Below are 21,910 nucleotides of genomic sequence, written 5' to 3'. Positions count from 1 at the left end.
TGCGTTGAGCTAACCGATACTAATGAACCGTGAGGCTTAACCTTACAACGCCGAAGATGTTTTGGCGAAGAGACGACGCATTCAAATTTCAGCCTGATACAGATTAACAGAATTTGCCTGGCGGCTTTAGCGCGGTGGTCCCACCTGACCCCATGCCGAACTCAGAAGTGAAACGCCGTAGCGCCGATGGTAGTGTGGGGTCTCCCCATGTGAGAGTAGGGAACTGCCAGGCATCAAATTAAGTAGTAAGCCGGTGCATAAATCCGGTGGTTACAGCAGTCTTCGGTGGAGCGGTAGTTCAGTCGGTTAGAATACCTGCCTGTCACGCAGGGGGTCGCGGGTTCGAGTCCCGTCCGTTCCGCCACTTATTAAGACATTAAGCCTGCCTTATCGGCAGGCTTAATGGCAAAAAACTTTAGGGGCGTAGCTCAGTTGGTAGAGCACCGGTCTCCAAAACCGGGTGTCGCGAGTTCGAGTCTCTCCGCCCCTGCCATATATAATCCTTTGCTTCGGCAAAGGATTTTTTTTGCCTGAAATACTGCAGAAAACTCTCTTCTTAATTTTCAGCCAGCATCCCTGCTGGCTGATGTATCAATCCATTACATTGATTTTTAGAAGATCTTTTATCTGCGATTGCTTATCACTGTTTTGCAGCCAAATCGCATACAGCGGCCTGGTAAGCGTGGTGGAATCCATCACGGTATGCAGCCCCGCTTTAGTGTCTGCCCAGCGAACAGGTAACCAGGTACAACCTTTCAGCAGGGACAACTGCTGACAGGCGATCTCTGCGGAGCTGGTCGTTAACTGTGGAACATCGTCAGGTGCAATCAACCCCGTCTCGTGCTGCTGAAAATCTGGCCCCCATTCCAGTCGCAAATAGGTCAGGTCTGCCTTCATCATCGAAGGTTCAGAGGCATAAAGCGCCAGGCCAAACTGACCCACAATCTGGCTGCTAAATTCGTCCATTTTGGGGGCTTCAGTTGTGATCAGAAGATCAAGCTGGCGCTCATGAAGTTGCTTAACCAGCGACTGCCGTTGTGCAATTCTGGCTTCAAATTGCAGGTGCCCGTGTGAATGATATAGCCGGGTAAGCCACTGACTTAGCATGCATTCCCACAGAGAAGCGCTGGCCCCTATCGAGAACTCATTATGCCTCGAGGTATGTGCTACCTCTTTACGTGCTGCCTGCCAGGTATTCATGAGCGTTTCTGCGTACGGCAGCAGTTTCTCACCGGCAGGCGTTAAGCGAATATTGTTACGATGGCGGGTAAAAAGATTCACACCCAGTTGATTTTCCAGCTGTCGAATACGAAAACTGACTGCCGACTGCGTCAGGTAAAGGGCTTCAGCTGCTCGCCCAAAGTGACGTGTTCTGCTCACTTCAAGGAAAGTTTTAAGCAATTCCGTATCCACATCTTTCTCCGCAAAATTATTTGTCGTTATGATTTAAATGTTTTGTTTTACACTCTGTCAAGCGTAACTAATACTCCGCGCCATAAATAGCTCGGCCAAAGAATTAGGAGCGTGTAGGATGGCGGAAAGCTTTACGACGACTAATCGTTTTTTCGACAATAAACATTATCCGCGCGGGTTCTCTCGTCACGGCGATTTCACCATCAAAGAAGCTCAACTGCTTGAGCGCCATGGTTATGCCTTTAACGAGCTGGATCTGGGTAAGCGTGAACCTGCTACCGAAGACGAAAAACAGTTTGTTTCTGTTTGCCGTGGTGAGCGTGAGCCGGAGTCTGAAGCAGAACGTGTATGGATCAAGTACATGGCGCGCATTAAGCGTCCAAAGCGCTTCCATACGCTGTCTGGAGGCAAGCCGCAGATGGAAGGTGCAGAAGACTACACCGAGTCTGATGACTAAAATGAAGAGAAGGGGCTACGGCCCCTTTTTTATGCCAGCAATTTCTGCAAATGCAGCAGCAAACGATCGATAGCGCGGTAGCTCAGCGCCTCCTGCAAATGTTTCCTCTCAATGTCAGTGCACCCCTCCACGTCAGCAATGGTTCTGGCCACTTTCAACAAACGCTGCCACGCACGTATGGACAGCCCGAACCGCGTCAACGTCTCCTCCAGCCATCCCGCATCCTCAATGTTAAGAGAACAAAACTGCCGGATCCCGGCATTATCCAGCCGCGCATTCAGCCTGTTCTGACGAGCGTACTGCCGCGTCTGGGCTGTAATCACCCGCTCGCGTACAGCCGCTGAGCTTTCACCCGTTATGCCCGTCTGCCTGAGCAGGCCCGGCGGGGGAAGGGGGATTTCGAGAGATAAATCGAAACGGTCGAGGAACGGGCCGGATAACTTACCCAGATAGCGCAACGTCTGCTCTGGTGTACAGCGGTTATGGTTGCCCTGGTAGTGACCCGTCGGGCTGGGATTCATCGCCGCGACCAGCTGAAACTGCGCGGGATAGCTTATTTTGGCTCGCGTGCGCGAGATATGTATCTCACCGGATTCAATGGGCTCCCTCAGTGCATCCAGCACGCGGCGCTCAAACTCAGGCAGCTCATCAAGAAACAGAATGCCATTGTGTGCCAGCGAGATCTCTCCCGGCCCGGGGATCGACCCGCCGCCGACCATTGCCGTCAGTGAAGCGCTATGATGTGGGGAACGAAAAGGACGACGGCGCCACTGTTTTTGCAACGACGTAGAACTGATAAGGCTATATATGGCGGCGCTTTCCAGCGCTTCATGATTATTGAGCGGTGGAAGCAAACCACTCAACCTGCTTGCCAGCATTGTTTTACCCGTACCCGGTGGGCCAATTAACAGAAGATTGTGTCCACCTGCAGCCGTAATCTCCAGCGCCCGTTTTCCTTGCTCCTGTCCCATGATCTCGCTGAGATCCTCTGGAGCATCCGCAATAACATCATCACACTCCTCCGGCTCGGACAGTTCATGTCGCCCTTCCAGCCAGGCACAAACTTCCTGTAAATGCCCCGCGATGAGACACCCCTTCTCGGCGATAAGACTCACTTCTGATGCGTTTTCATTGGCCACAATAATTTGCCGCCCTGCACGTATGGCTTCCAGCGCTCCCGATATCGCACCGGGAACGCCTCTTAACGCGCCTGTGAGCGCGAGTTCGCCAACGAACTCATACGAGCCTAGCCGTGTCGTATTAAGCTGCTCAGAAGCCGCGAGAAGGGCAATTGCGATAGGTAAATCGTATCGTCCCCCCTCTTTAGGCAGATCGGCGGGGGCAAGGTTGATGGTGATCTTCTTCGCGGGGAAGGTATAACCGCTATTTATTATTGCGCTGCGAACGCGATCCCTGGCCTCTTTAACCGTTGTTTCAGGTAACCCGACGAGCGTGAGTCCGGGTAGCCCATTACTCAAATGAACCTCGACGGAAATAAGCGGTGCCTTTACCCCGAGAGCCGCACGCGTATAAACAACTGACAGTGACATTTGCACTACCTCCTGGTGTGACTATGCCAGCGCCTGTTTTGTCTGTTTAGCGTCATTTTACGAATTTACGCAGCCTGTTCAGAGATTTTAAGAGCACACTGAAACCCTTGCATAACCCTGGAAGCCTCCTCGCAGAATGTAAAAAGCCCCGTTTTGACGGTTAGAACCGCAGTAAAAAAATGAAAATTATTCATTTTCTAATTTCCGTATATAAAACAACAGTTTTAAGAAATATGATTCGCTGCCTAACCAAATCCGTCATAAATAAATCTTGTGTTTGATTTAAAAACTGTGATAACTCTTTAGGTATTCCTTCGAACAAGATGCAAAAAGAACTGAAAATGACAGCCCTTCTACGAGTGATTAGCCTGGTCGTGATTAGCGTGGTGGTGATTATTATCCCACCGTGCGGGGCTGCACTTGGACGAGGAAAGGCTTAGAAATCAAGCCTTAACGAACTAAGACCCCCGCACCGAAAGGTCCGGGGGTTTTTTTATGACTAAAAAACGTAAATGAGGAGCAGAGAATGACGACTAGCACAAAATTCTGTTTCTCCCGATTTATGACGGGGAACTAACTATGAATGGGGCACAGTGGGTAGTACATGCGTTGCGCGCGCAGGGAGTCGAAACCGTATTCGGTTATCCGGGTGGCGCAATTATGCCGATTTACGATGCACTGTATGACGGCGGCGTGGAACATCTCTTGTGCCGACATGAGCAGGGCGCAGCGATGGCAGCCATTGGCTATGCCCGAGCGACCGGTAAAACCGGCGTGTGTATGGCGACTTCAGGCCCGGGCGCAACTAACCTCATCACCGGCCTGGCTGATGCGCTGCTGGATTCCGTTCCCGTTGTCGCCATCACCGGGCAGGTGGCGTCTCCGTTTATCGGTACCGATGCTTTCCAGGAAGTCGACGTCCTCGGTTTATCGCTGGCCTGCACCAAGCACAGCTTCCTCGTCCAGTCCCTGGAAGAGCTGCCGCGCGTAATGGCAGAAGCGTTCGAAGTGGCAAGCTCAGGTCGTCCTGGTCCGGTTCTGGTGGATATCCCGAAAGATATCCAGGTGGCACTCGGCGATCTGGAGCCGCACTTCTCCACCGTTGAAAATGTCGATGCGTTTCCGGATGCGGAAGTTGAAGAGGCTCGCCAGATGCTGGCGCAGGCAAAACAGCCGATGCTGTACGTCGGCGGTGGTGTGGGCATGGCGCAGGCCGTTCCCGCGCTGCGTGAATTTATCGCGGTAACGCAAATGCCAGCCACCTGCACGCTGAAAGGGTTGGGCGCAGTCGACGCGGACTACCCCTACTATCTGGGCATGCTGGGGATGCACGGCACCAAAGCGGCAAACCTGGCGGTGCAGGAGTGCGATCTGCTCATCGCCGTAGGTGCCCGTTTTGACGACCGCGTCACCGGCAAGCTGAATACCTTTGCGCCTAACGCCAACGTCATCCATATGGATATCGACCCGGCGGAGATGAACAAGCTGCGTCAGGCGCACGTTGCGCTGCAGGGCGATCTCAACGCGCTGTTACCGGCATTGCAGCAGCCGCTGGATATCAACGCATGGCGTCAGCACACCGCAGACATGCGCGCCGAGCACGCCTGGCGTTACGACCACCCCGGCGAGGCCATCTACGCGCCGCTGCTGTTGAAGCAGTTGTCTGACCGTAAACCGGCTGACAGCGTTGTCACCACCGACGTAGGCCAGCATCAGATGTGGTCAGCCCAGCACATGACCTACACCCGACCGGAAAACTTCATCACCTCCAGCGGGTTAGGGACGATGGGCTTCGGTCTGCCAGCAGCCGTTGGCGCGCAGGTTGCCCGCCCGAACGATACCGTTATCTGTATCTCCGGTGACGGCTCCTTCATGATGAACGTCCAGGAGCTCGGCACCGTTAAGCGTAAGCAGTTGCCGCTGAAGATCGTATTGCTCGACAACCAGCGTTTAGGGATGGTTCGCCAGTGGCAACAGCTGTTCTTCCAGGAGCGCTACAGCGAAACAACTCTCACCGATAACCCCGATTTCCTCACCCTGGCCAGCGCCTTTGGCATCCCTGGTCAGCACATCACCCGTAAAGATCAGGTTGAAGCGGCGCTCGACACCATGCTGAACAGCGATGGGCCTTACCTGCTTCATGTCTCAATCGACGAACTCGAGAACGTCTGGCCGCTGGTACCGCCAGGTGCCAGTAACTCACAAATGATGGAGAAATTATCATGATGCAGCATCAGGTCGCCGTACAGGCTCGCTTCAACCCGGAAACCTTAGAACGCGTTTTGCGTGTGGTGCGTCATCGTGGTTTTCAGATTTGCTCTATGAATATGGAGACGGCCACTGACGCCCGGAATATCAGTATCGAATTAACCGTTGCCAGCCCTCGGTCGGTCGACTTACTGTTTAGTCAGTTATCAAAGCTGGTAGACGTTGCCCATGTTGCCATCTGCCAGAGCACAACCACATCACAACAAATCCGCGCTTAAGCGTGACAGGACGAAAAAATGACGACAAAAAAAGCTGATTACATTTGGTTCAACGGTGAGATGGTTCGCTGGGAGGACGCGAAGGTCCACGTGATGTCCCACGCGCTGCACTACGGTACCTCCGTATTTGAAGGCATCCGCTGCTACGATTCTCACAAAGGGCCAGTGGTGTTCCGCCATCGCGAACACATGCAGCGTCTGCATGACTCAGCCAAAATTTATCGTTTCCCGGTTTCCCAGAGCGTCGACGAGCTGATGGAAGCCTGCCGTGACGTGATCCGCAAGAACAACCTGACCAGTGCCTATATCCGTCCGCTGGTGTTCGTGGGCGATGTCGGTATGGGCGTGAACCCGCCAGCCGGCTATACCACTGATGTGATCATTGCTGCGTTCCCATGGGGTGCCTACCTGGGTGCAGAAGCCCTGGAGCAGGGGATCGACGCAATGGTCTCTTCCTGGAACCGCGTTGCGCCAAACACCATCCCGACCGCCGCTAAAGCAGGCGGTAACTACCTCTCCTCACTGCTGGTCGGTAGCGAAGCGCGCCGTCACGGCTATCAGGAAGGTATCGCCCTCGATGTAAATGGCTACATCTCAGAAGGTGCGGGCGAAAACCTGTTTGAAGTGAAAGACGGCATTCTGTTCACGCCGCCATTCACCTCGTCCGCGCTGCCGGGCATCACCCGTGACGCCATCATCAAGCTGGCGAAAGATCTGGGTATCGAAGTCCGCGAGCAGGTTCTTTCCCGCGAATCCCTGTATCTGGCCGACGAAGTGTTCATGTCCGGTACTGCGGCTGAAATCACGCCGGTTCGCAGCGTAGACGGTATCCAGGTGGGCGAAGGCCGCTGTGGCCCGGTCACCAAACGCATTCAGCAAGCGTTCTTTGGCCTCTTCACCGGCGAAACAGAAGATAAATACGGCTGGTTGGATCAGGTTAATCACTAAGCATAAATTTGGGACGGCACGCACCGTCCCATTAAATAGTCAGACGGGAGTAAATAAAGCATGCCTAAGTATCGTTCAGCCACCACCACCCACGGCCGTAATATGGCGGGTGCCCGCGCACTGTGGCGCGCCACCGGGATGACCGACGCCGATTTCGGCAAGCCGATTATCGCCGTGGTGAACTCCTTCACCCAGTTCGTACCGGGCCACGTGCACCTGCGCGATCTCGGTAAGCTGGTTGCCGAGCAAATCGAAGCCTCCGGCGGCGTGGCGAAAGAGTTCAACACCATTGCGGTGGATGACGGTATCGCGATGGGTCACGGGGGCATGCTCTATTCACTGCCGTCGCGCGAGCTGATCGCCGATTCGGTGGAGTATATGGTTAACGCCCACTGTGCTGATGCGATGGTCTGCATCTCCAACTGCGATAAAATCACCCCGGGGATGCTGATGGCCTCCCTGCGTCTAAATATTCCGGTGATCTTCGTCTCCGGTGGTCCAATGGAAGCGGGGAAAACCAAGCTCTCCGACAAAATCATCAAGCTCGACCTGGTCGATGCGATGATCCAGGGCGCGGACCCGAAAGTCTCTGACGAGCAGAGTGACCAGGTGGAACGCTCCGCGTGTCCGACCTGCGGCTCCTGTTCCGGTATGTTCACGGCGAACTCCATGAACTGCCTGACCGAAGCGCTGGGTCTTTCTCAGCCGGGCAACGGCTCGCTGCTGGCGACCCACGCCGACCGTAAGCAGCTGTTCCTTAACGCCGGTAAGCGCATCGTTGAGCTGACCAAACGCTACTACGAGCAGGACGATGCCAGCGCGCTGCCGCGCAACATCGCCAGTAAAGCCGCGTTTGAGAACGCCATGACGCTGGATATCGCCATGGGCGGCTCCACCAACACCGTTCTGCACCTGCTGGCTGCCGCACAGGAAGCCGAAATCGACTTCACCATGAGTGACATCGACAAGCTGTCCCGCAAAGTCCCGCAGCTGTGTAAGGTCGCGCCGAGTACCCAGAAATATCATATGGAAGACGTACACCGCGCGGGCGGCGTGCTGGGCATTCTGGGCGAGCTGGATCGCGCCGGGCTGCTGAACCGTGACGTGAAAAACGTGCTTGGCCTGACGCTGCCTGAGTCGCTGGACCAGTACGACGTGATGCTGACCAAAGACGACGCGGTGAAAAAGATGTTCCGTGCGGGTCCAGCGGGTATTCGTACCACCCAGGCGTTCTCGCAGGACTGTCGCTGGGATACCCTGGACGATGACCGCGCCGAAGGCTGCATCCGCTCGCTGGAACACGCCTACAGCAAAGACGGCGGTCTGGCCGTGCTGTACGGTAACTTTGCGGAAAACGGCTGCATCGTGAAAACTGCAGGCGTGGACGACAGCATCCTGAAATTCACCGGTCCGGCGAAAGTGTACGAAAGCCAGGATGAAGCGGTAGACGCGATTCTCGGCGGCAAAGTGGTGGAAGGCGACGTGGTTGTCATTCGCTACGAAGGGCCGAAAGGCGGTCCCGGCATGCAGGAGATGCTCTACCCAACCACCTTCCTGAAATCCATGGGACTCGGTAAGGCGTGTGCGCTGATCACCGACGGGCGTTTCTCCGGCGGCACCTCCGGCCTCTCTATCGGCCACGTTTCCCCGGAAGCGGCAAGCGGCGGCAACATCGCCATCATCGAAGACGGCGATCTGATTGAAATCGACATTCCGAATCGCGGCATTCAGCTGAAGTTGAGCGACCAGGAAATTGCAGCCCGTCGTGAGGCGCAAGAGGCGCGTGGTGACAAAGCCTGGACACCGAAAGACCGCCAGCGTGAAGTCTCCTTCGCCCTGCGCGCCTACGCGAGCCTTGCCACCAGTGCAGATAAAGGCGCGGTGCGCGATAAATCTAAACTGGGGGGCTAATGATGGCCGAGTCACAACCCTTATCCGCCGCCCCTGAGGGGGCGGAATACCTGAGAGCGGTGCTGCGCGCGCCGGTCTATGAAGCCGTGCAGGTCACGCCCCTGCAGAAAATGGAAAAACTCTCTTCGCGCCTCGACAACGTCATTCTGGTCAAGCGCGAAGACCGTCAGCCGGTGCACAGCTTTAAGCTGCGCGGCGCCTACGCGATGATGGCCGGGCTGACCGATGAGCAAAAAGCGCGCGGTGTCATTACTGCGTCTGCGGGCAACCACGCCCAGGGCGTTGCGTTCTCGTCTGCCCGTCTGGGGCTGAAAGCGCTGATCGTGATGCCGGTTGCAACCGCAGATATCAAAGTCGACGCGGTACGCGGTTTCGGCGGCGAAGTACTGCTCCACGGCGCCAACTTTGACGAAGCAAAAGCCAAAGCGATTGAGCTGGCGCAGCAGCAAGGTTTCACCTGGGTGCCGCCGTTCGACCACCCGATGGTGATTGCCGGGCAGGGCACGCTGGCGCTGGAGCTACTCCAGCAGGATGCCCATCTCGACCGCGTCTTCGTCCCGGTGGGCGGCGGCGGGTTAGCGGCGGGCGTGGCTGTGCTGATCAAACAGCTGATGCCGCAGATCAAAGTCATCGCCGTTGAAGCAGAAGACTCTGCCTGCCTGAAAGCGGCGCTGGACGCCGGGCACCCGGTGGACCTGCCGCGCGTCGGGCTGTTTGCCGAGGGCGTGGCGGTGAAGCGCATTGGGGATGAAACCTTCCGCCTGTGCCAGGAATATCTCGACGATATCGTCACGGTTGATAGCGATGCTATCTGCGCGGCGATGAAAGATCTGTTCGAGGATGTGCGTGCGGTGGCGGAACCGTCAGGCGCGCTGGCGCTGGCGGGGATGAAAAAATACATCGCGCAGCACAACATTCGCGGCGAGCGTCTGGCGCATGTGCTGTCGGGTGCCAACGTGAACTTCCACGGTCTGCGCTACGTTTCCGAGCGCTGCGAGCTGGGGGAACAGCGGGAAGCGCTGCTGGCGGTGACGATTCCGGAAGAGAAGGGCAGCTTCCTGAAGTTCTGCCAGCTGCTGGGCGGTCGTTCGGTGACGGAGTTTAACTACCGTTTTGCCGATGCCAAAGATGCCTGTATTTTTGTCGGCGTGCGTCTGAGCCGCGGCGTGGAGGAGCGTAAAGAGATCCTGAGCCTGCTGCATGACGGCGGCTACAGCGTGGTCGATCTCTCTGACGACGAAATGGCGAAGCTGCACGTGCGCTACATGGTCGGCGGCCGTCCATCGAAGCCGCTCAGGGAACGTCTGTTCAGCTTCGAGTTCCCGGAATCGCCGGGCGCGTTGCTCAAGTTCCTGCACACGCTGGGCACGCACTGGAATATCTCTCTGTTCCACTACCGTAGCCACGGCACCGACTACGGTCGCGTGCTGGCGGCGTTCGAACTGGGCGAGCACGAGCCAGATTTCGAAACGCGTCTGAACGAGCTGGGCTACGAGTGTCACGATGAAACCCACAACCCGGCGTTCAGGTTCTTCCTCGCGGGCTAATGGTTCGGCAATATCTTCCAGAACGCATCAATAAGCGGCTCATGCAGCCGCTTTTTTTGTGCACACACGCCAAGCTCGAACGGCGTTTTCTCGTCGCTGCGTTCTAAAATCATCACGCGATTGCGCACCGGTTCCGGGCTATTTTCCAGCACCACTTCCGGCAGCAGCGCCACGCCGCAGCCCAGCGCTACCATCGACACCATCGCCTCATGGCCGCTGACCGTGGCGTAAATCGACGGATTGCTGATTTTCTGACGGCGGAACCACAGCTCAATGCGGCGGCGCACCGGCCCCTGATCGGCCATGATAAACGGCACCGTGGACCAGTCCGGTTTTTCCACCGACACCTGGTTACGCACCGGGCAGGGCAGCGCCGGGGCAATCAGCACTACCGCCAGATTCTCCAGCATTGAGAATGCCACCGCGCCCGGCAGGGTTTCGGGTTTCCCGGCAATGGCGAGATCCGCTTCGCCCGTCACCACTTTTTCCATTGCGTCGGAGGCATCGCCGGTCGTGAGCTTAATTTCAACCGACGGATGCGCCGCGCGGAAGCGGTCGAGAATCGGCGGCAGATGGCTATAGGCGGCGGTCACGGAGCAGAAAATATGCAGTTCGCCGGAAAGTGACGGCCCCTGCTGGTCAATCGAGTGCCGCAGCTGCTGGTACTGCAACAGCGTCTGCTGGGCAAAAATGCGCAGTTCTTCACCCGCTTCCGTGAGGGTGACGGTGCGGTTGTCGCGCACGAACAGCGGCTGGCCGAGGTCTTCCTCAAGGCGCTGGATCTGGCGTGAAAGCGTGGAGGGGCTAACGTGCATCGCCCGGGCGCTGCGGCCAAAATGACGGCTTTCCGCCAGGTGCAGGAACATTTTCAGATCGCGTAAATCCACCGATTCCACTCCCTCTTTTTACATTGCAAAAATTGCAATGTGACGTTGTGAATATATCAATTTCCGCAATAAATTTCCTGTTGTAATGTGGGTACATTCTCGCTGAAACGCGAACCGAACAATAAGACACACAACATCACGAGGTATCACCCATGGCTAACTACTTTAATACACTGAACTTGCGCCAGCAGCTGGCGCAGCTGGGCAAATGCCGCTTCATGGCGCGCGATGAATTTGCCGATGGCGCGAGCTACCTTCAGGGTAAAAAAGTGGTCATCGTCGGCTGTGGCGCACAGGGTCTGAACCAGGGCCTGAACATGCGTGACTCCGGTCTGGATATCTCCTACGCCCTGCGCAAAGAAGCGATTGCTGAGAAGCGTGCTTCCTGGCGCAAAGCGACCGAAAACGGCTTCAAAGTGGGTACCTACGAAGATCTGATCCCGCAGGCGGATCTGGTGGTTAACCTGACCCCGGACAAGCAGCACTCTGACGTAGTGCGTTCCGTGCAGCCGCTGATGAAAGACGGCGCCGCGCTGGGTTACTCCCACGGCTTTAACATCGTTGAAGTGGGCGAGCAGATCCGTAAAGACATCACCGTGGTGATGGTGGCGCCGAAGTGCCCGGGTACGGAAGTACGCGAAGAGTACAAACGTGGTTTCGGCGTACCGACCCTGATCGCGGTTCACCCGGAAAACGATCCGAAAGGCGAAGGCATGGCGATTGCCAAAGCATGGGCAGCGGCCACCGGCGGCCACCGTGCGGGCGTTCTGGAATCTTCCTTCGTTGCGGAAGTGAAATCTGACCTGATGGGTGAGCAGACCATTCTGTGCGGTATGCTGCAGGCCGGTTCTCTGCTGTGCTTCGACAAGCTGGTGGAAGAAGGTACTGACCCGGCCTACGCGGAAAAACTGATTCAGTTCGGCTGGGAAACCATCACCGAAGCGCTGAAGCAGGGCGGTATTACGCTGATGATGGACCGTCTCTCCAACCCGGCAAAACTGCGTGCTTACGCGCTGTCTGAACAGCTGAAAACCATTATGGCGCCGCTGTTCCAGAAACATATGGACGACATCATCTCCGGCGAATTCTCTTCCGGCATGATGGCGGACTGGGCGAACGACGATAAAAACCTGCTGACCTGGCGTGAAGAGACCGGTAAAACCGCGTTCGAAACCGCGCCACAGTATGAAGGTAAAATCGGCGAGCAGGAGTACTTCGATAAAGGCGTACTGATGATCGCGATGGTGAAAGCCGGCGTTGAGCTGGCGTTCGAAACCATGGTGGATTCCGGCATCATCGAAGAATCTGCGTACTACGAATCTCTGCACGAGCTGCCGCTGATCGCGAACACCATCGCCCGTAAGCGTCTGTACGAAATGAACGTGGTGATCTCTGACACCGCAGAATACGGCAACTACCTGTTCTCTTACGCCTGCGTACCGCTGCTGAAAGAGTTTATGACCACTCTGCAGACGGGCGATCTGGGCAAAGCGATTGCGGAAGGTGCCGTGGATAACGCGCAGCTGCGCGATGTGAACGAAGCGATTCGCAGCCACCAGATCGAGAAAGTGGGTCACAAACTGCGCGGCTACATGACCGATATGAAGCGTATTGCGGTAGCGGGTTAACACCGCAGGTGCGGGCTGATGCCCTCACCCCGACCCTCTCCCACAGGGAGAGGGGGCAAACATTAAAGGCCTTCTCTTTGAGAAGGCCTTGCTGTTTATTTCCGATACAGTACCTTAATGATGTGATAACCGAACTGGGTATGCAGCGGGCCGGTTGGCTCCAGCACCGGGCAGGAGAACACCACTTTATCGAACGCCGGAACCATCTGGCCCTGGCGGAACTCACCCAGATCGCCGCCGCGTTTACCTGACGGGCAGATGGAGTGCTTCTTCGCCAGCTTGCCGAAGTCGGCACCGTTTTTAATCTGCTCCAGAAGATCTAAAGCCAGTTTCTCTTCTTTAACGAGGATGTGCACTGCTGCTGCTGTTTTTGCCATGATCGTGCCTTGAATAGGTTGAAATAAATCGGGGCGCAATATACCACGCGTCAGCGGCGATAAAGCACCTTAATGATATGGTAGCCAAATTTGGTTTTTACCGGGCCGTAGGGCTTCAGAAGCGGGCAGCTAAAGACCGCCTGATCGAACGGGCCGACCATCGCACCTTGTTGAAACTCGCCGAGATCCCCGCCATTGCGCCCGGATGGGCATTTAGAATAACGCTTCGCCAGATGATCAAAGCTGATGCCGCGTTCCAGTTTGGCCAGGATCTCCTGGGCCAGTTTCTCTTCTTTTACCAGAATATGCAGGGCTGCTGCGGTCTTTTTCATGGTTCTGCTCTACGGGTTAAACGCGATTTCTCCACTTTATCATTAGCCGGTAAATCTGCGCCCGGCTTTCTGCTACAATCCACACCCCGTTCGAAGATTGAGCAACACTCCCATGCGTTTAAACCCTGGACAACAACAAGCGGTCGAATTCGTAACTGGACCATGCCTGGTGCTGGCAGGGGCCGGTTCGGGTAAAACCCGCGTGATCACCAATAAAATCGCCCATCTGATCCACAACTGCGGGTATCAGGCGCGACACATTGCGGCGGTCACCTTTACCAATAAAGCGGCGCGCGAGATGAAAGAGCGTGTCGGTCAGACGCTGGGCCGTAAAGAGGCGCGCGGGCTGATGATCTCCACCTTCCACACGCTGGGGCTGGATATCATTAAACGCGAGTATGCGGCGCTGGGAATGAAGTCCAACTTCTCGCTCTTCGATGACACCGATCAGGTGGCGCTGCTGAAAGAGCTCACCGAGGGGCTGATCGAAGATGACAAAGTGCTGTTGCAACAGCTGATCTCGACGATCTCGAACTGGAAAAACGATCTGATGACGCCGGCCCAGGCTGCGGCGATCGCCAAAGGCGAACGGGATCGGATCTTCGCCCACTGCTACGGTCTGTACGATGCGCATATGAAAGCGTGCAATGTGCTGGACTTTGACGACCTGATCCTGCTGCCCACGCTGCTGCTGCAGCGTAATGAAGAGGTGCGCGAGCGCTGGCAGAATAAAATCCGTTACCTGCTGGTGGATGAATATCAGGACACCAACACCAGCCAGTACGAGCTGGTGAAGCTGCTGGTGGGGCAGCGCGCGCGTTTCACCGTGGTAGGCGATGATGACCAGTCAATTTACTCCTGGCGCGGTGCACGTCCACAAAACCTGGTGCTGCTGAGCAAAGATTTCCCCGCCCTGCAGGTGATTAAGCTGGAGCAGAACTACCGCTCCTCCGGGCGTATCCTGAAGGCCGCAAACATCCTGATTGCCAATAACCCGCACGTATTTGAGAAGCGTCTCTTCTCCGAACTGGGCTACGGCACGGAGCTGAAGGTGCTCAGCGCCAACAATGAGGATCATGAAGCGGAGCGCGTGACGGGCGAACTCATCGCGCACCACTTCGTCAACAAAACCGAATATAAGGATTACGCGATCCTCTATCGCGGCAATCACCAGTCGCGCGTCTTTGAAAAGATGCTGATGCAGAACCGCATTCCGTACAAAATCTCGGGCGGCACGTCGTTCTTCTCACGACCAGAAATCAAAGATCTGCTGGCCTATCTGCGCGTGCTCACTAACCCGGATGATGACAGCGCGTTTCTGCGCATCGTGAATACGCCAAAACGCGAGATTGGCCCGGCAACGCTGCAAAAGCTCGGCGAGTGGGCGATGACCCGCAACAAAAGTATGTTTACCGCCAGCTTCGACATGGGGCTGAGCCAGACGTTAACCGGACGCGGCTATGACTCGTTAACCCGCTTCACCCACTGGCTCGGCGAAGTACAGCGTCTCGCGGAGCGCGAGCCGGTGGCGGCAGTGCGCGATCTCATCCACGGCATCGACTATGAGTCCTGGCTGTATGAAACCTCAGCCAGCCCGAAAGCGGCTGAGATGCGCATGAAAAACGTAAACCAGCTCTTCAGCTGGATGACCGAAATGCTGGAAGGCTCTGAAATCGATGAGCCAATGACCCTGACGCAGGTGGTCACCCGCTTTACCCTGCGCGACATGATGGAGCGCGGCGAGAGCGAAGAAGAAGCCGATCAGGTTCAGCTGATGACGCTGCATGCGTCAAAAGGTCTGGAGTTCCCGTATGTGTATCTGGTCGGCATGGAAGAGGGATTGTTGCCGCACCAGAGCAGCATTGATGAAGACAACGTCGACGAGGAGCGCCGCCTGGCCTACGTGGGGATCACCCGTGCGCAGAAAGAACTGACGTTCACGCTGTGTAAAGAGCGCCGCCAGTATGGTGAACTGGTACGCCCGGAGCCGAGTCGTTTCCTGCTGGAACTGCCGCAGGATGACGTGATTTGGGAACAGGAGCGCAAAGTGATTACTGCAGAAGAGCGGATGCACAAGGGGCAGGCTAACGTGGCAAACATTCGCGCTATGCTGGCAAAAGCCAAAGAGAAAGGATAATGATGAGTAGGCCGGGTAAGGCGAAGCCGCCACCCGGCAATGTTCAGCCTATTACTTTACTTCCAGCACCCAGTGCACATAGCTCTGCCACTGGCACTCCTGCTCGATCATCTCTGCCCCTAACGGGTGACGATCAATCCAGTTTTCCGGCAGCGTCAGCGAAAGCTTCTCGTCATCGGCCACCAGGTTAATGGCAGGCAGCAAATCATCGCGGCGGCGGCTGGCAAACAGAATCGCCAGGCGCAGCAGGCGGCACAGATGCTCGGCCACGCGCGGCGGTACGGCGTTTTGCTGATGCAAAGAGGAGAGGTCAACGGCATTGGTCTGGTTCAGCAGCAGCGTTGCCAGCAATTTTTTCTGCGCGGGTGTATAGCCCGGTAAATCAAGGTTTCGCACCAGATACGCTGCATGAGCCGGTGCCTGCTTAAAATCAATGCTCAGCCCCACTTCATGTAGCGCACAGGCGCTCAGCAATAAATCGCGGCTCAGATGATCAAGATCCCATGCGTTCGCGACCCGATCGGCGAAGCGTGACGCCAGCTGCGATACGCGTCCTGCCTGATCGATATCAACCAGAAAACGACGCTGCACGTTGCGCAGGGTACGGCTGCGGATATCCTGATCGACCGACAGATGCAACATCCCGTAGACCAGACCTTCGCGCAGCGCGCCACCGGCCAGGGTCATACACTGGATATTCAGCTCGGTGAAAATGGCGATAAGAATGGCCAGCCCGCTCGGGAAGACCAGTGCGCGTTCCAGCGTCAGGCCTTCAATTTCCAGCTCTTCCAGGCGTCCGCACTGAATGGCGCGCTGTTTAAGCTGCTGAAGTTTGGCAAGCGTAATCCGCTCGTCCATGCCCTGCGCCATCATGATTTCCTGCAGAGCCTGCACGGTACCCGAGGCACCCACGCAGACTTTCCAGCCGTGATAGCGCAGTTCATCCATCACCGGGCGTAACACTTCGCGCGCGGCGTTTTCTGCCTCGTCGAAGTTCTCTTTCCCCAGGTTCCGATCGGTAAAGTAGCGCTCAAGCCAGGTCACACAGCCCATCGACAGGCTGAACAGCGACGTTGCCTGCGCGCCGGTGCCGGTCACAAGCTCGGTACTGGCACCGCCGATATCCACTACCAGGCGGCGATCGTCACCCCCCGTGGTGTGGGCAACACCCTGATAAATCAGGCGAGCTTCTTCTTCACCGCTGATAACCTGGACCGGACAACCCAGAATTTCCTGCGCTCTGGCAATAAAATCCACGGCGTTAACCGCCAGACGGAGCGTCGCAGTGGCGACCACGGTGATTTGGGCATGCGGGATATCCTGCAGACGCTCGGCAAAGAGTCGCAGACACTGCCAGCCACGTTCCATGGCTTCAGGTGAGAGGTGATTATCGCTGCTCAGGCCCGCCGCGAGGCGGACCTTGCGCTTAATACGCGTCAGCGTTTGTATGCTTCCCGCCACCTCGCGCACAACCAGCATATGAAAACTATTCGAACCGAGATCGATTGCTGCATAAAGCGAGGTGGAGCTGAGCATATTTTCTTAACCTGAACGACGACGATTACGCGGCGCGCCGCCTGAACGACGCGGACCATTGCCGGAGCGTGGGCGGGTTAGACGCTTAGGCGGCGGCAGTTCGCTTAACAGCGCTTCCGGATTGTATTTGCTCTGCGGGATAGAGTGACCGATATACGTCTCAATGGCTGGAAGATTCAGCGCATACTCTTCACACGCAAGGCTAATCGAGTGACCGCTTGCGCCCGCACGACCGGTACGACCGATACGGTGTACGTAGTCTTCACAGTCGTCTGGCAGGTCATAGTTAAAGACGTGCGTTACGGCTGGAATGTGCAGACCACGAGCAGCAACGTCGGTGGCGACCAGAATATCAAGATCGCCACGGGTAAACTCTTCGAGAATACGCAGGCGTTTTTTCTGCGCCACGTCGCCGGTCAGCAGGCCAACACGGTGACCGTCTGCAGCCAGATGGCCCCAGATGTCTTCACAACGGTGTTTGGTGTTCGCGAAGATAATGGCGCGATCTGGCCACTCTTCTTCGATCAGCGTTTGCAGCAGACGCATTTTCTCTTCATTGGAAGGATAGAAGAGCTCTTCTTTAATGCGGTGACCCGTTTTCTGCTCAGGTTCCACTTCTACATATTCGGCGTTGTTCATCTGTTCGAACGCCAGCTCGCGAACGCGGTAGGAAAGGGTTGCAGAGAACAGCATATTCAGACGCTGATTGGCCGGAGGCATACGGCGGAACAGCCAGCGAATGTCTTTAATGAAGCCCAGATCGTACATGCGGTCAGCTTCATCGAGTACCACAACCTGGATTGCGCCGAGGTTAATGTGGTTCTGTTTGGCGTAATCGATAAGACGGCCGGTGGTACCGATCAGGATATCCACACCGCTTTCCAGCACTTTCAGCTGTTTATCGTAGCCGTCGCCGCCATAGGCCAGGCCCAGCTTCAGGCCGGTAGACTGCGCCAGGGGTTCAGCGTCTGCGTGGATCTGTACCGCCAGTTCTCGCGTCGGAGCCATAATTAGCGCGCGCGGCTGGTTAACTTTGCGGTCTGCAATCGCTGGGTGAGAAAGTAAATAATGAAACGTTGACGTTAAAAACGCCATCGTTTTGCCGGTACCGGTTTGCGCCTGCCCGGCAACATCGCGACCGGCCAGCGTCAGCGGCAGCGCGAGGGCCTGAATGGGCGTGCAGTTATGAAACCCTTTATTTTCAAGGGCTTCAATCACCTTCGGGTGCAGCGCGAAGTCGGAAAACTTCTGTTCAGTTAAATGTGTTTTGCTCATAGTGTGGTAGAATATCAGCTTACTATTGCTTTACGAAAGCGTATCCGGTGAAATAAAGTCAACCTTTAGTTGGTTAATGCGACATCAACACGTCGTTGGTGGAGACAAAACCAACGTACCAGGCTTATTCCTGTGGAGTTATATATGAGCGATAAAATTATTCACCTGACTGACGACAGTTTTGACACGGACGTACTTAAGGCTGACGGGCTGATCCTCGTCGATTTCTGGGCTGAATGGTGTGGTCCTTGCAAAATGATCGCCCCGATTCTGGATGAGATCGCCGACGAATATCAGGGCAAACTGACCGTTGCCAAGCTGAACATCGACCAGAACCCGGGCACCGCACCAAAATACGGTATCCGTGGCATTCCGACCCTGCTGCTGTTTAAAAACGGCGAAGTGGCGGCGACCAAAGTGGGCGCGCTGTCCAAAGGTCAACTGAAAGAGTTCCTGGACGCTAACCTGGCGTAAGGTTTCTCCGCTGTGCGTTCAGAGCTCCCGGCTAAATGATGTGGAACTCTGGACGCCCGGCTGAAGTCGTGCTAAGTTAGCTATGACTTCGTTTTAAACATATCTTGTTGTTTGAATCTTGTTTTACCCGATACTTCCCGTTGTTGACATGAACAGTGCGTGAAGTGGCTAAATTCCGGGCTTGTCACTCAATCCGTCTTGTCGTTTCAGTTCTGCGTTCTTTCCCTGTGACCAGACAGCGAACAGACATGAGTTGATGGCCGCTAAACAGGCATGGATGACCCTGCCATACCATTCACAACATTAAGTTCGAGAATCACCCCGAGTTTAAGAACCCACACCATTATGAATCTTACCGAATTAAAGAATACGCCGGTTTCTGAGCTGATCACTCTCGGCGAAAATATGGGGCTGGAAAACCAGGCTCGTATGCGCAAGCAGGACATCATTTTCGCCATCCTGAAGCAGCACGCTAAGAGTGGCGAAGATATCTTTGGCGACGGTGTGCTGGAGATATTGCAAGACGGATTTGGTTTCCTCCGCTCTGCAGACAGCTCCTACCTCGCCGGCCCTGACGACATCTACGTATCCCCCAGCCAAATCCGCCGTTTCAACCTCCGCACTGGTGACACCATTTCAGGTAAGATTCGTCCTCCTAAAGAGGGTGAACGCTACTTTGCGCTGTTGAAGGTTAACGAGGTTAACTACGATAAGCCTGAAAACTCGCGCAATAAGATCCTCTTTGAGAACTTAACACCTCTGCACGCGAACTCTCGCCTGCGCATGGAGCGTGGTAACGGTTCTACTGAAGACTTAACCGCGCGCGTTCTGGACCTGGCTTCCCCAATTGGTCGTGGTCAGCGTGGCCTGATTGTGGCGCCGCCAAAAGCGGGTAAAACCATGCTGCTGCAGAACATCGCGCAGAGCATCGCCTATAACCACCCAGACTGTGTGCTGATGGTGCTGCTGATTGACGAACGTCCGGAAGAAGTGACCGAGATGCAGCGTCTGGTTAAAGGTGAAGTGGTTGCTTCTACCTTTGACGAGCCAGCATCTCGCCACGTACAGGTTGCGGAAATGGTTATCGAGAAGGCGAAGCGCCTGGTTGAGCACAAGAAAGACGTGATCATCCTGCTTGACTCCATCACCCGTCTGGCGCGTGCCTACAACACCGTGGTGCCGGCGTCCGGTAAAGTGCTGACCGGTGGTGTGGATGCTAACGCCCTGCATCGTCCGAAACGCTTCTTCGGTGCCGCACGTAACGTGGAAGAGGGCGGCAGCCTGACCATCATTGCGACGGCGCTGATCGATACCGGTTCAAAAATGGACGAAGTGATTTACGAAGAATTTAAAGGTACAGGTAACATGGAACTGCACCTTTCTCGTAAAATCGCTGAAAAACGCGTCTTCCCGGCTATCGACTACAACCGTTCCGGTACCCGTAAAGAAGAACTGCTCACCACGCAGGAAGAGCTGCAGAAAATGTGGATCCTGCGCAAAATCATCCATCCAATGGGTGAAATTGACGCGATGGAGTTCCTCATTAACAAACTGGCGATGACCAAAACTAACGACGATTTCTTCGACATGATGAAACGCTCGTAACGCAAATAAAGCCAGCGAACGCCACGTTTTTACGTGGCGTTTTTCTTTTATGGACTATACGCTAGTACCATCTACTCCCAATTTTTACCAGTCGGTGCGACAATAAGATAATTCGCACAGTAAAAACATTAATAGCTTGAATAATAAACAAATGGAACTGTAAGAGGTTTGCTTTATAACTTCAGGCTGAGCGCCTTGATGGTTATACTTCCTTGACTAACATTTGTTGAGAACATCCATTGTGAACCTACTTGATACGTTTACTGAACTAACCAGTATTTTCTTGTTTACCACCTGCTTTTTGTTTCTGGCACGTAAGGTGGCGAAATATCTGGGGTTAGTGGATAAACCCAACTTCCGTAAACGTCATCAAGGTATGATCCCTTTGGTCGGGGGTATCTCTGTTTTCGCGGGGATCTGCTTCACATTTGCCATCGCGGATTACTATATCCCCCATGCCCGGCTGTACCTGACCTGCGCGGCTGTGCTTGTGGTGGTTGGCGCTCTTGACGACCGTTATGATATTAGCGTCAAAATCCGCGCCTTCGTTCAGGCTGCTGTGGCTATTGCTATGATGGTGTTCGCTAAGTTGCACTTGAGTAGCCTGGGCTATATTTTTGGCTCCTGGGAGATGGAACTCGGTCCGTTCGGTTATTTCCTGACACTTTTTGCCGTGTGGGTGGCGATTAACGCGTTCAACATGGTTGACGGTATTGATGGTTTGCTGGGAGGCCTGTCCTGCGTCTCATTTGCCGCAATTGGTTTCATTTTATGGTTCGATGGGCAATATAGCCTTGCTATGTGGTGTTTTGCCATGATTGCGGCCATCCTGCCTTATATCCTGTTAAATCTCGGCGCATTGGGCCGGCGCTATAAAGTGTTCATGGGTGATGCGGGTAGCACGCTTATCGGCTTTACTATCATTTGGATCTTGCTGGAAACCACTCAGGGTGATGTACACCCCATTAGCCCGGTAACGGCATTATGGATTATCGCCATCCCGTTAATGGATATGGTTGCGATTATGTATCGCCGCCTGCGTAAAGGGATGAGTCCTTTCTCTGCTGACCGTCAGCACATTCATCATTTGATCATGCGAGCCGGATTCACTTCCCGGCAGGCATTTGTGCTTATTACGCTAGCGGCTGCTATTCTAGCGGGGATTGGCGTGACGGCGGAATATACACATTTTGTGCCTGAATGGGCTATGTTGGTATTGTTCTTGCTAGCTTTTTCTCTCTACGGCTACTGCATCAAGCGCGCATGGAAGGTAGCACGCTTCATTAAACGTATTAAGCGCAGGATGCGTCGTAACAGTGGCAAACATACAACATTAACTAAGTAAAA

At 55.2% G+C, this 21,910-nt stretch carries 20 protein-coding genes, 2 tRNA genes and 1 rRNA gene; 16 read left to right on the top strand and 7 right to left on the bottom strand.

The window, feature by feature from the left end:
• Positions 1–116: 116 nt before the first annotated feature.
• The 3 genes from rrf to FU672_RS21755 all read left to right on the top strand — a co-directional run bounded on the left by rrf (position 117) and on the right by FU672_RS21755 (position 493).
• Positions 117–232, top strand: a 5S ribosomal RNA gene (gene rrf, locus FU672_RS21765).
• Between the two features lie 55 nt (positions 233–287).
• Positions 288–364: transfer RNA gene (locus FU672_RS21760), tRNA-Asp, on the top strand.
• A gap of 53 nt (positions 365–417) precedes the next feature.
• Positions 418–493: transfer RNA gene (locus tag FU672_RS21755), tRNA-Trp, on the top strand.
• 98 nt (positions 494–591) lie between these two features.
• Here the strand turns inward: FU672_RS21755 and hdfR are convergent.
• On the bottom strand, positions 592–1,413 hold the full coding sequence (gene hdfR / locus FU672_RS21750) for an HTH-type transcriptional regulator HdfR (RefSeq protein WP_029739573.1): 822 nt from the start codon (positions 1,411–1,413) through the stop codon (positions 592–594).
• A 118-nt stretch (positions 1,414–1,531) separates the two neighbouring features.
• On the opposite strand from hdfR, the gene FU672_RS21745 reads away from it, so the two are divergent.
• A complete protein-coding gene (locus tag FU672_RS21745) occupies positions 1,532–1,870 on the top strand; it encodes a MaoP family protein (protein WP_023309658.1) in 339 nt (112 codons plus the stop codon).
• 29 nt (positions 1,871–1,899) lie between these two features.
• Here the strand turns inward: FU672_RS21745 and FU672_RS21740 are convergent, their stop codons facing one another.
• Positions 1,900–3,420 carry a YifB family Mg chelatase-like AAA ATPase gene (locus FU672_RS21740; protein WP_148244775.1) on the bottom strand — a complete coding sequence of 507 codons (1,521 nt, stop codon included), beginning with the start codon at positions 3,418–3,420 and terminating at the stop codon, positions 1,900–1,902.
• A 341-nt stretch (positions 3,421–3,761) separates the two neighbouring features.
• Between FU672_RS21740 and ilvL the strand changes: the two genes are divergently transcribed.
• The 7 genes from ilvL to ilvA all read left to right on the top strand — a co-directional run bounded on the left by ilvL (position 3,762) and on the right by ilvA (position 10,312).
• Positions 3,762–3,860: an ilv operon leader peptide gene (ilvL, locus tag FU672_RS21735; protein ID WP_001311244.1), complete on the top strand. Its 99-nt coding sequence runs from the start codon at positions 3,762–3,764 to the stop codon at positions 3,858–3,860.
• 86 nt (positions 3,861–3,946) lie between these two features.
• Positions 3,947–3,997 carry a peptide IlvX gene (ilvX, locus tag FU672_RS25010; RefSeq protein WP_166792073.1) on the top strand — a complete coding sequence of 17 codons (51 nt, stop codon included), beginning with the start codon at positions 3,947–3,949 and terminating at the stop codon, positions 3,995–3,997.
• Between the two features lie 2 nt (positions 3,998–3,999).
• Entirely contained in the window at positions 4,000–5,646 is a 1,647-nt protein-coding gene (gene ilvG, locus FU672_RS21730; protein WP_148244774.1) for an acetolactate synthase 2 catalytic subunit, read from the top strand.
• Positions 5,643–5,906, top strand: a complete 264-nt coding sequence (ilvM, locus tag FU672_RS21725) for an acetolactate synthase 2 small subunit (RefSeq protein WP_024907956.1) — start codon at positions 5,643–5,645, stop codon at positions 5,904–5,906. Before ilvG ends, ilvM begins: the two co-directional genes overlap by 4 nt.
• 18 nt (positions 5,907–5,924) lie before the next feature.
• The gene (ilvE, locus tag FU672_RS21720) at positions 5,925–6,854 is read left to right on the top strand and encodes a branched-chain-amino-acid transaminase (RefSeq protein ID WP_023309654.1); all 930 of its coding nucleotides are present in this window, start codon (positions 5,925–5,927) and stop codon (positions 6,852–6,854) included.
• 60 nt (positions 6,855–6,914) lie between these two features.
• On the top strand, positions 6,915–8,765 hold the full coding sequence (gene ilvD / locus FU672_RS21715; RefSeq protein WP_033146918.1) for a dihydroxy-acid dehydratase: 1,851 nt from the start codon (positions 6,915–6,917) through the stop codon (positions 8,763–8,765).
• Positions 8,766–8,767: 2 nt separating this feature from the next.
• Positions 8,768–10,312, top strand: a complete 1,545-nt coding sequence (gene ilvA / locus FU672_RS21710; RefSeq protein ID WP_096947239.1) for a threonine ammonia-lyase, biosynthetic — start codon at positions 8,768–8,770, stop codon at positions 10,310–10,312.
• Here ilvA and ilvY read toward each other — a convergent pair.
• Complete coding sequence (gene ilvY / locus FU672_RS21705) at positions 10,309–11,199, bottom strand: HTH-type transcriptional activator IlvY (RefSeq protein WP_109846500.1); 891 nt, start codon at positions 11,197–11,199, stop codon at positions 10,309–10,311. The two genes, ilvA and ilvY, sit on opposite strands and share 4 nt — an antisense overlap.
• Before the next feature lie 152 nt (positions 11,200–11,351).
• On the opposite strand from ilvY, the gene ilvC reads away from it, so the two are divergent.
• The gene (ilvC, locus tag FU672_RS21700; protein ID WP_148244773.1) at positions 11,352–12,827 is read left to right on the top strand and encodes a ketol-acid reductoisomerase; all 1,476 of its coding nucleotides are present in this window, start codon (positions 11,352–11,354) and stop codon (positions 12,825–12,827) included.
• Positions 12,828–12,922: 95 nt separating this feature from the next.
• Here ilvC and ppiC (FU672_RS21695) read toward each other — a convergent pair whose 3' ends face one another.
• Together ppiC (FU672_RS21695) and ppiC (FU672_RS21690) are read right to left on the bottom strand one after the other, a co-directional pair.
• Positions 12,923–13,204, bottom strand: a complete 282-nt coding sequence (gene ppiC, locus FU672_RS21695) for a peptidylprolyl isomerase PpiC (RefSeq protein WP_023309650.1) — start codon at positions 13,202–13,204, stop codon at positions 12,923–12,925.
• A 50-nt stretch (positions 13,205–13,254) separates the two neighbouring features.
• On the bottom strand, positions 13,255–13,536 hold the full coding sequence (gene ppiC / locus FU672_RS21690; RefSeq protein WP_004886860.1) for a peptidylprolyl isomerase PpiC: 282 nt from the start codon (positions 13,534–13,536) through the stop codon (positions 13,255–13,257).
• Positions 13,537–13,648: 112 nt separating this feature from the next.
• Between ppiC (FU672_RS21690) and rep the strand changes: the two genes are divergently transcribed.
• Positions 13,649–15,673, top strand: a complete 2,025-nt coding sequence (gene rep / locus FU672_RS21685; RefSeq protein ID WP_032646096.1) for a DNA helicase Rep — start codon at positions 13,649–13,651, stop codon at positions 15,671–15,673.
• A gap of 51 nt (positions 15,674–15,724) precedes the next feature.
• On the opposite strand, the gene gppA is transcribed toward rep, so the two are convergent.
• Positions 15,725–17,209 (bottom strand): guanosine-5'-triphosphate,3'-diphosphate diphosphatase, encoded by a 1,485-nt coding sequence (gene gppA, locus FU672_RS21680; RefSeq protein ID WP_148244772.1) that lies wholly within the window; start codon positions 17,207–17,209, stop codon positions 15,725–15,727.
• Positions 17,210–17,215: 6 nt separating this feature from the next.
• Entirely contained in the window at positions 17,216–18,484 is a 1,269-nt protein-coding gene (rhlB, locus tag FU672_RS21675) for an ATP-dependent RNA helicase RhlB (RefSeq protein WP_023309646.1), read from the bottom strand.
• 144 nt (positions 18,485–18,628) lie between these two features.
• Between rhlB and trxA the strand changes: the two genes are divergently transcribed.
• The 3 genes from trxA to wecA all read left to right on the top strand — a co-directional run bounded on the left by trxA (position 18,629) and on the right by wecA (position 21,908).
• Positions 18,629–18,958, top strand: coding sequence for a thioredoxin TrxA (gene trxA / locus FU672_RS21670; protein WP_006179218.1), 330 nt, complete (start codon positions 18,629–18,631; stop codon positions 18,956–18,958).
• Positions 18,959–19,303: 345 nt separating this feature from the next.
• Complete coding sequence (gene rho / locus FU672_RS21665) at positions 19,304–20,563, top strand: transcription termination factor Rho (RefSeq protein WP_001054528.1); 1,260 nt, start codon at positions 19,304–19,306, stop codon at positions 20,561–20,563.
• 241 nt (positions 20,564–20,804) lie between these two features.
• Positions 20,805–21,908 (top strand): UDP-N-acetylglucosamine--undecaprenyl-phosphate N-acetylglucosaminephosphotransferase, encoded by a 1,104-nt coding sequence (wecA, locus tag FU672_RS21660; protein WP_148244771.1) that lies wholly within the window; start codon positions 20,805–20,807, stop codon positions 21,906–21,908.
• Positions 21,909–21,910 lie beyond the last annotated feature (2 nt).

Source organism: Enterobacter asburiae (assembly GCF_008080435.1).
GTDB lineage: Bacteria > Pseudomonadota > Gammaproteobacteria > Enterobacterales > Enterobacteriaceae > Enterobacter > Enterobacter asburiae_C.
The sequence above is the reverse complement of the archived record's forward strand: the minus strand, read 5'-3'. Positions and strand labels throughout refer to the sequence as shown.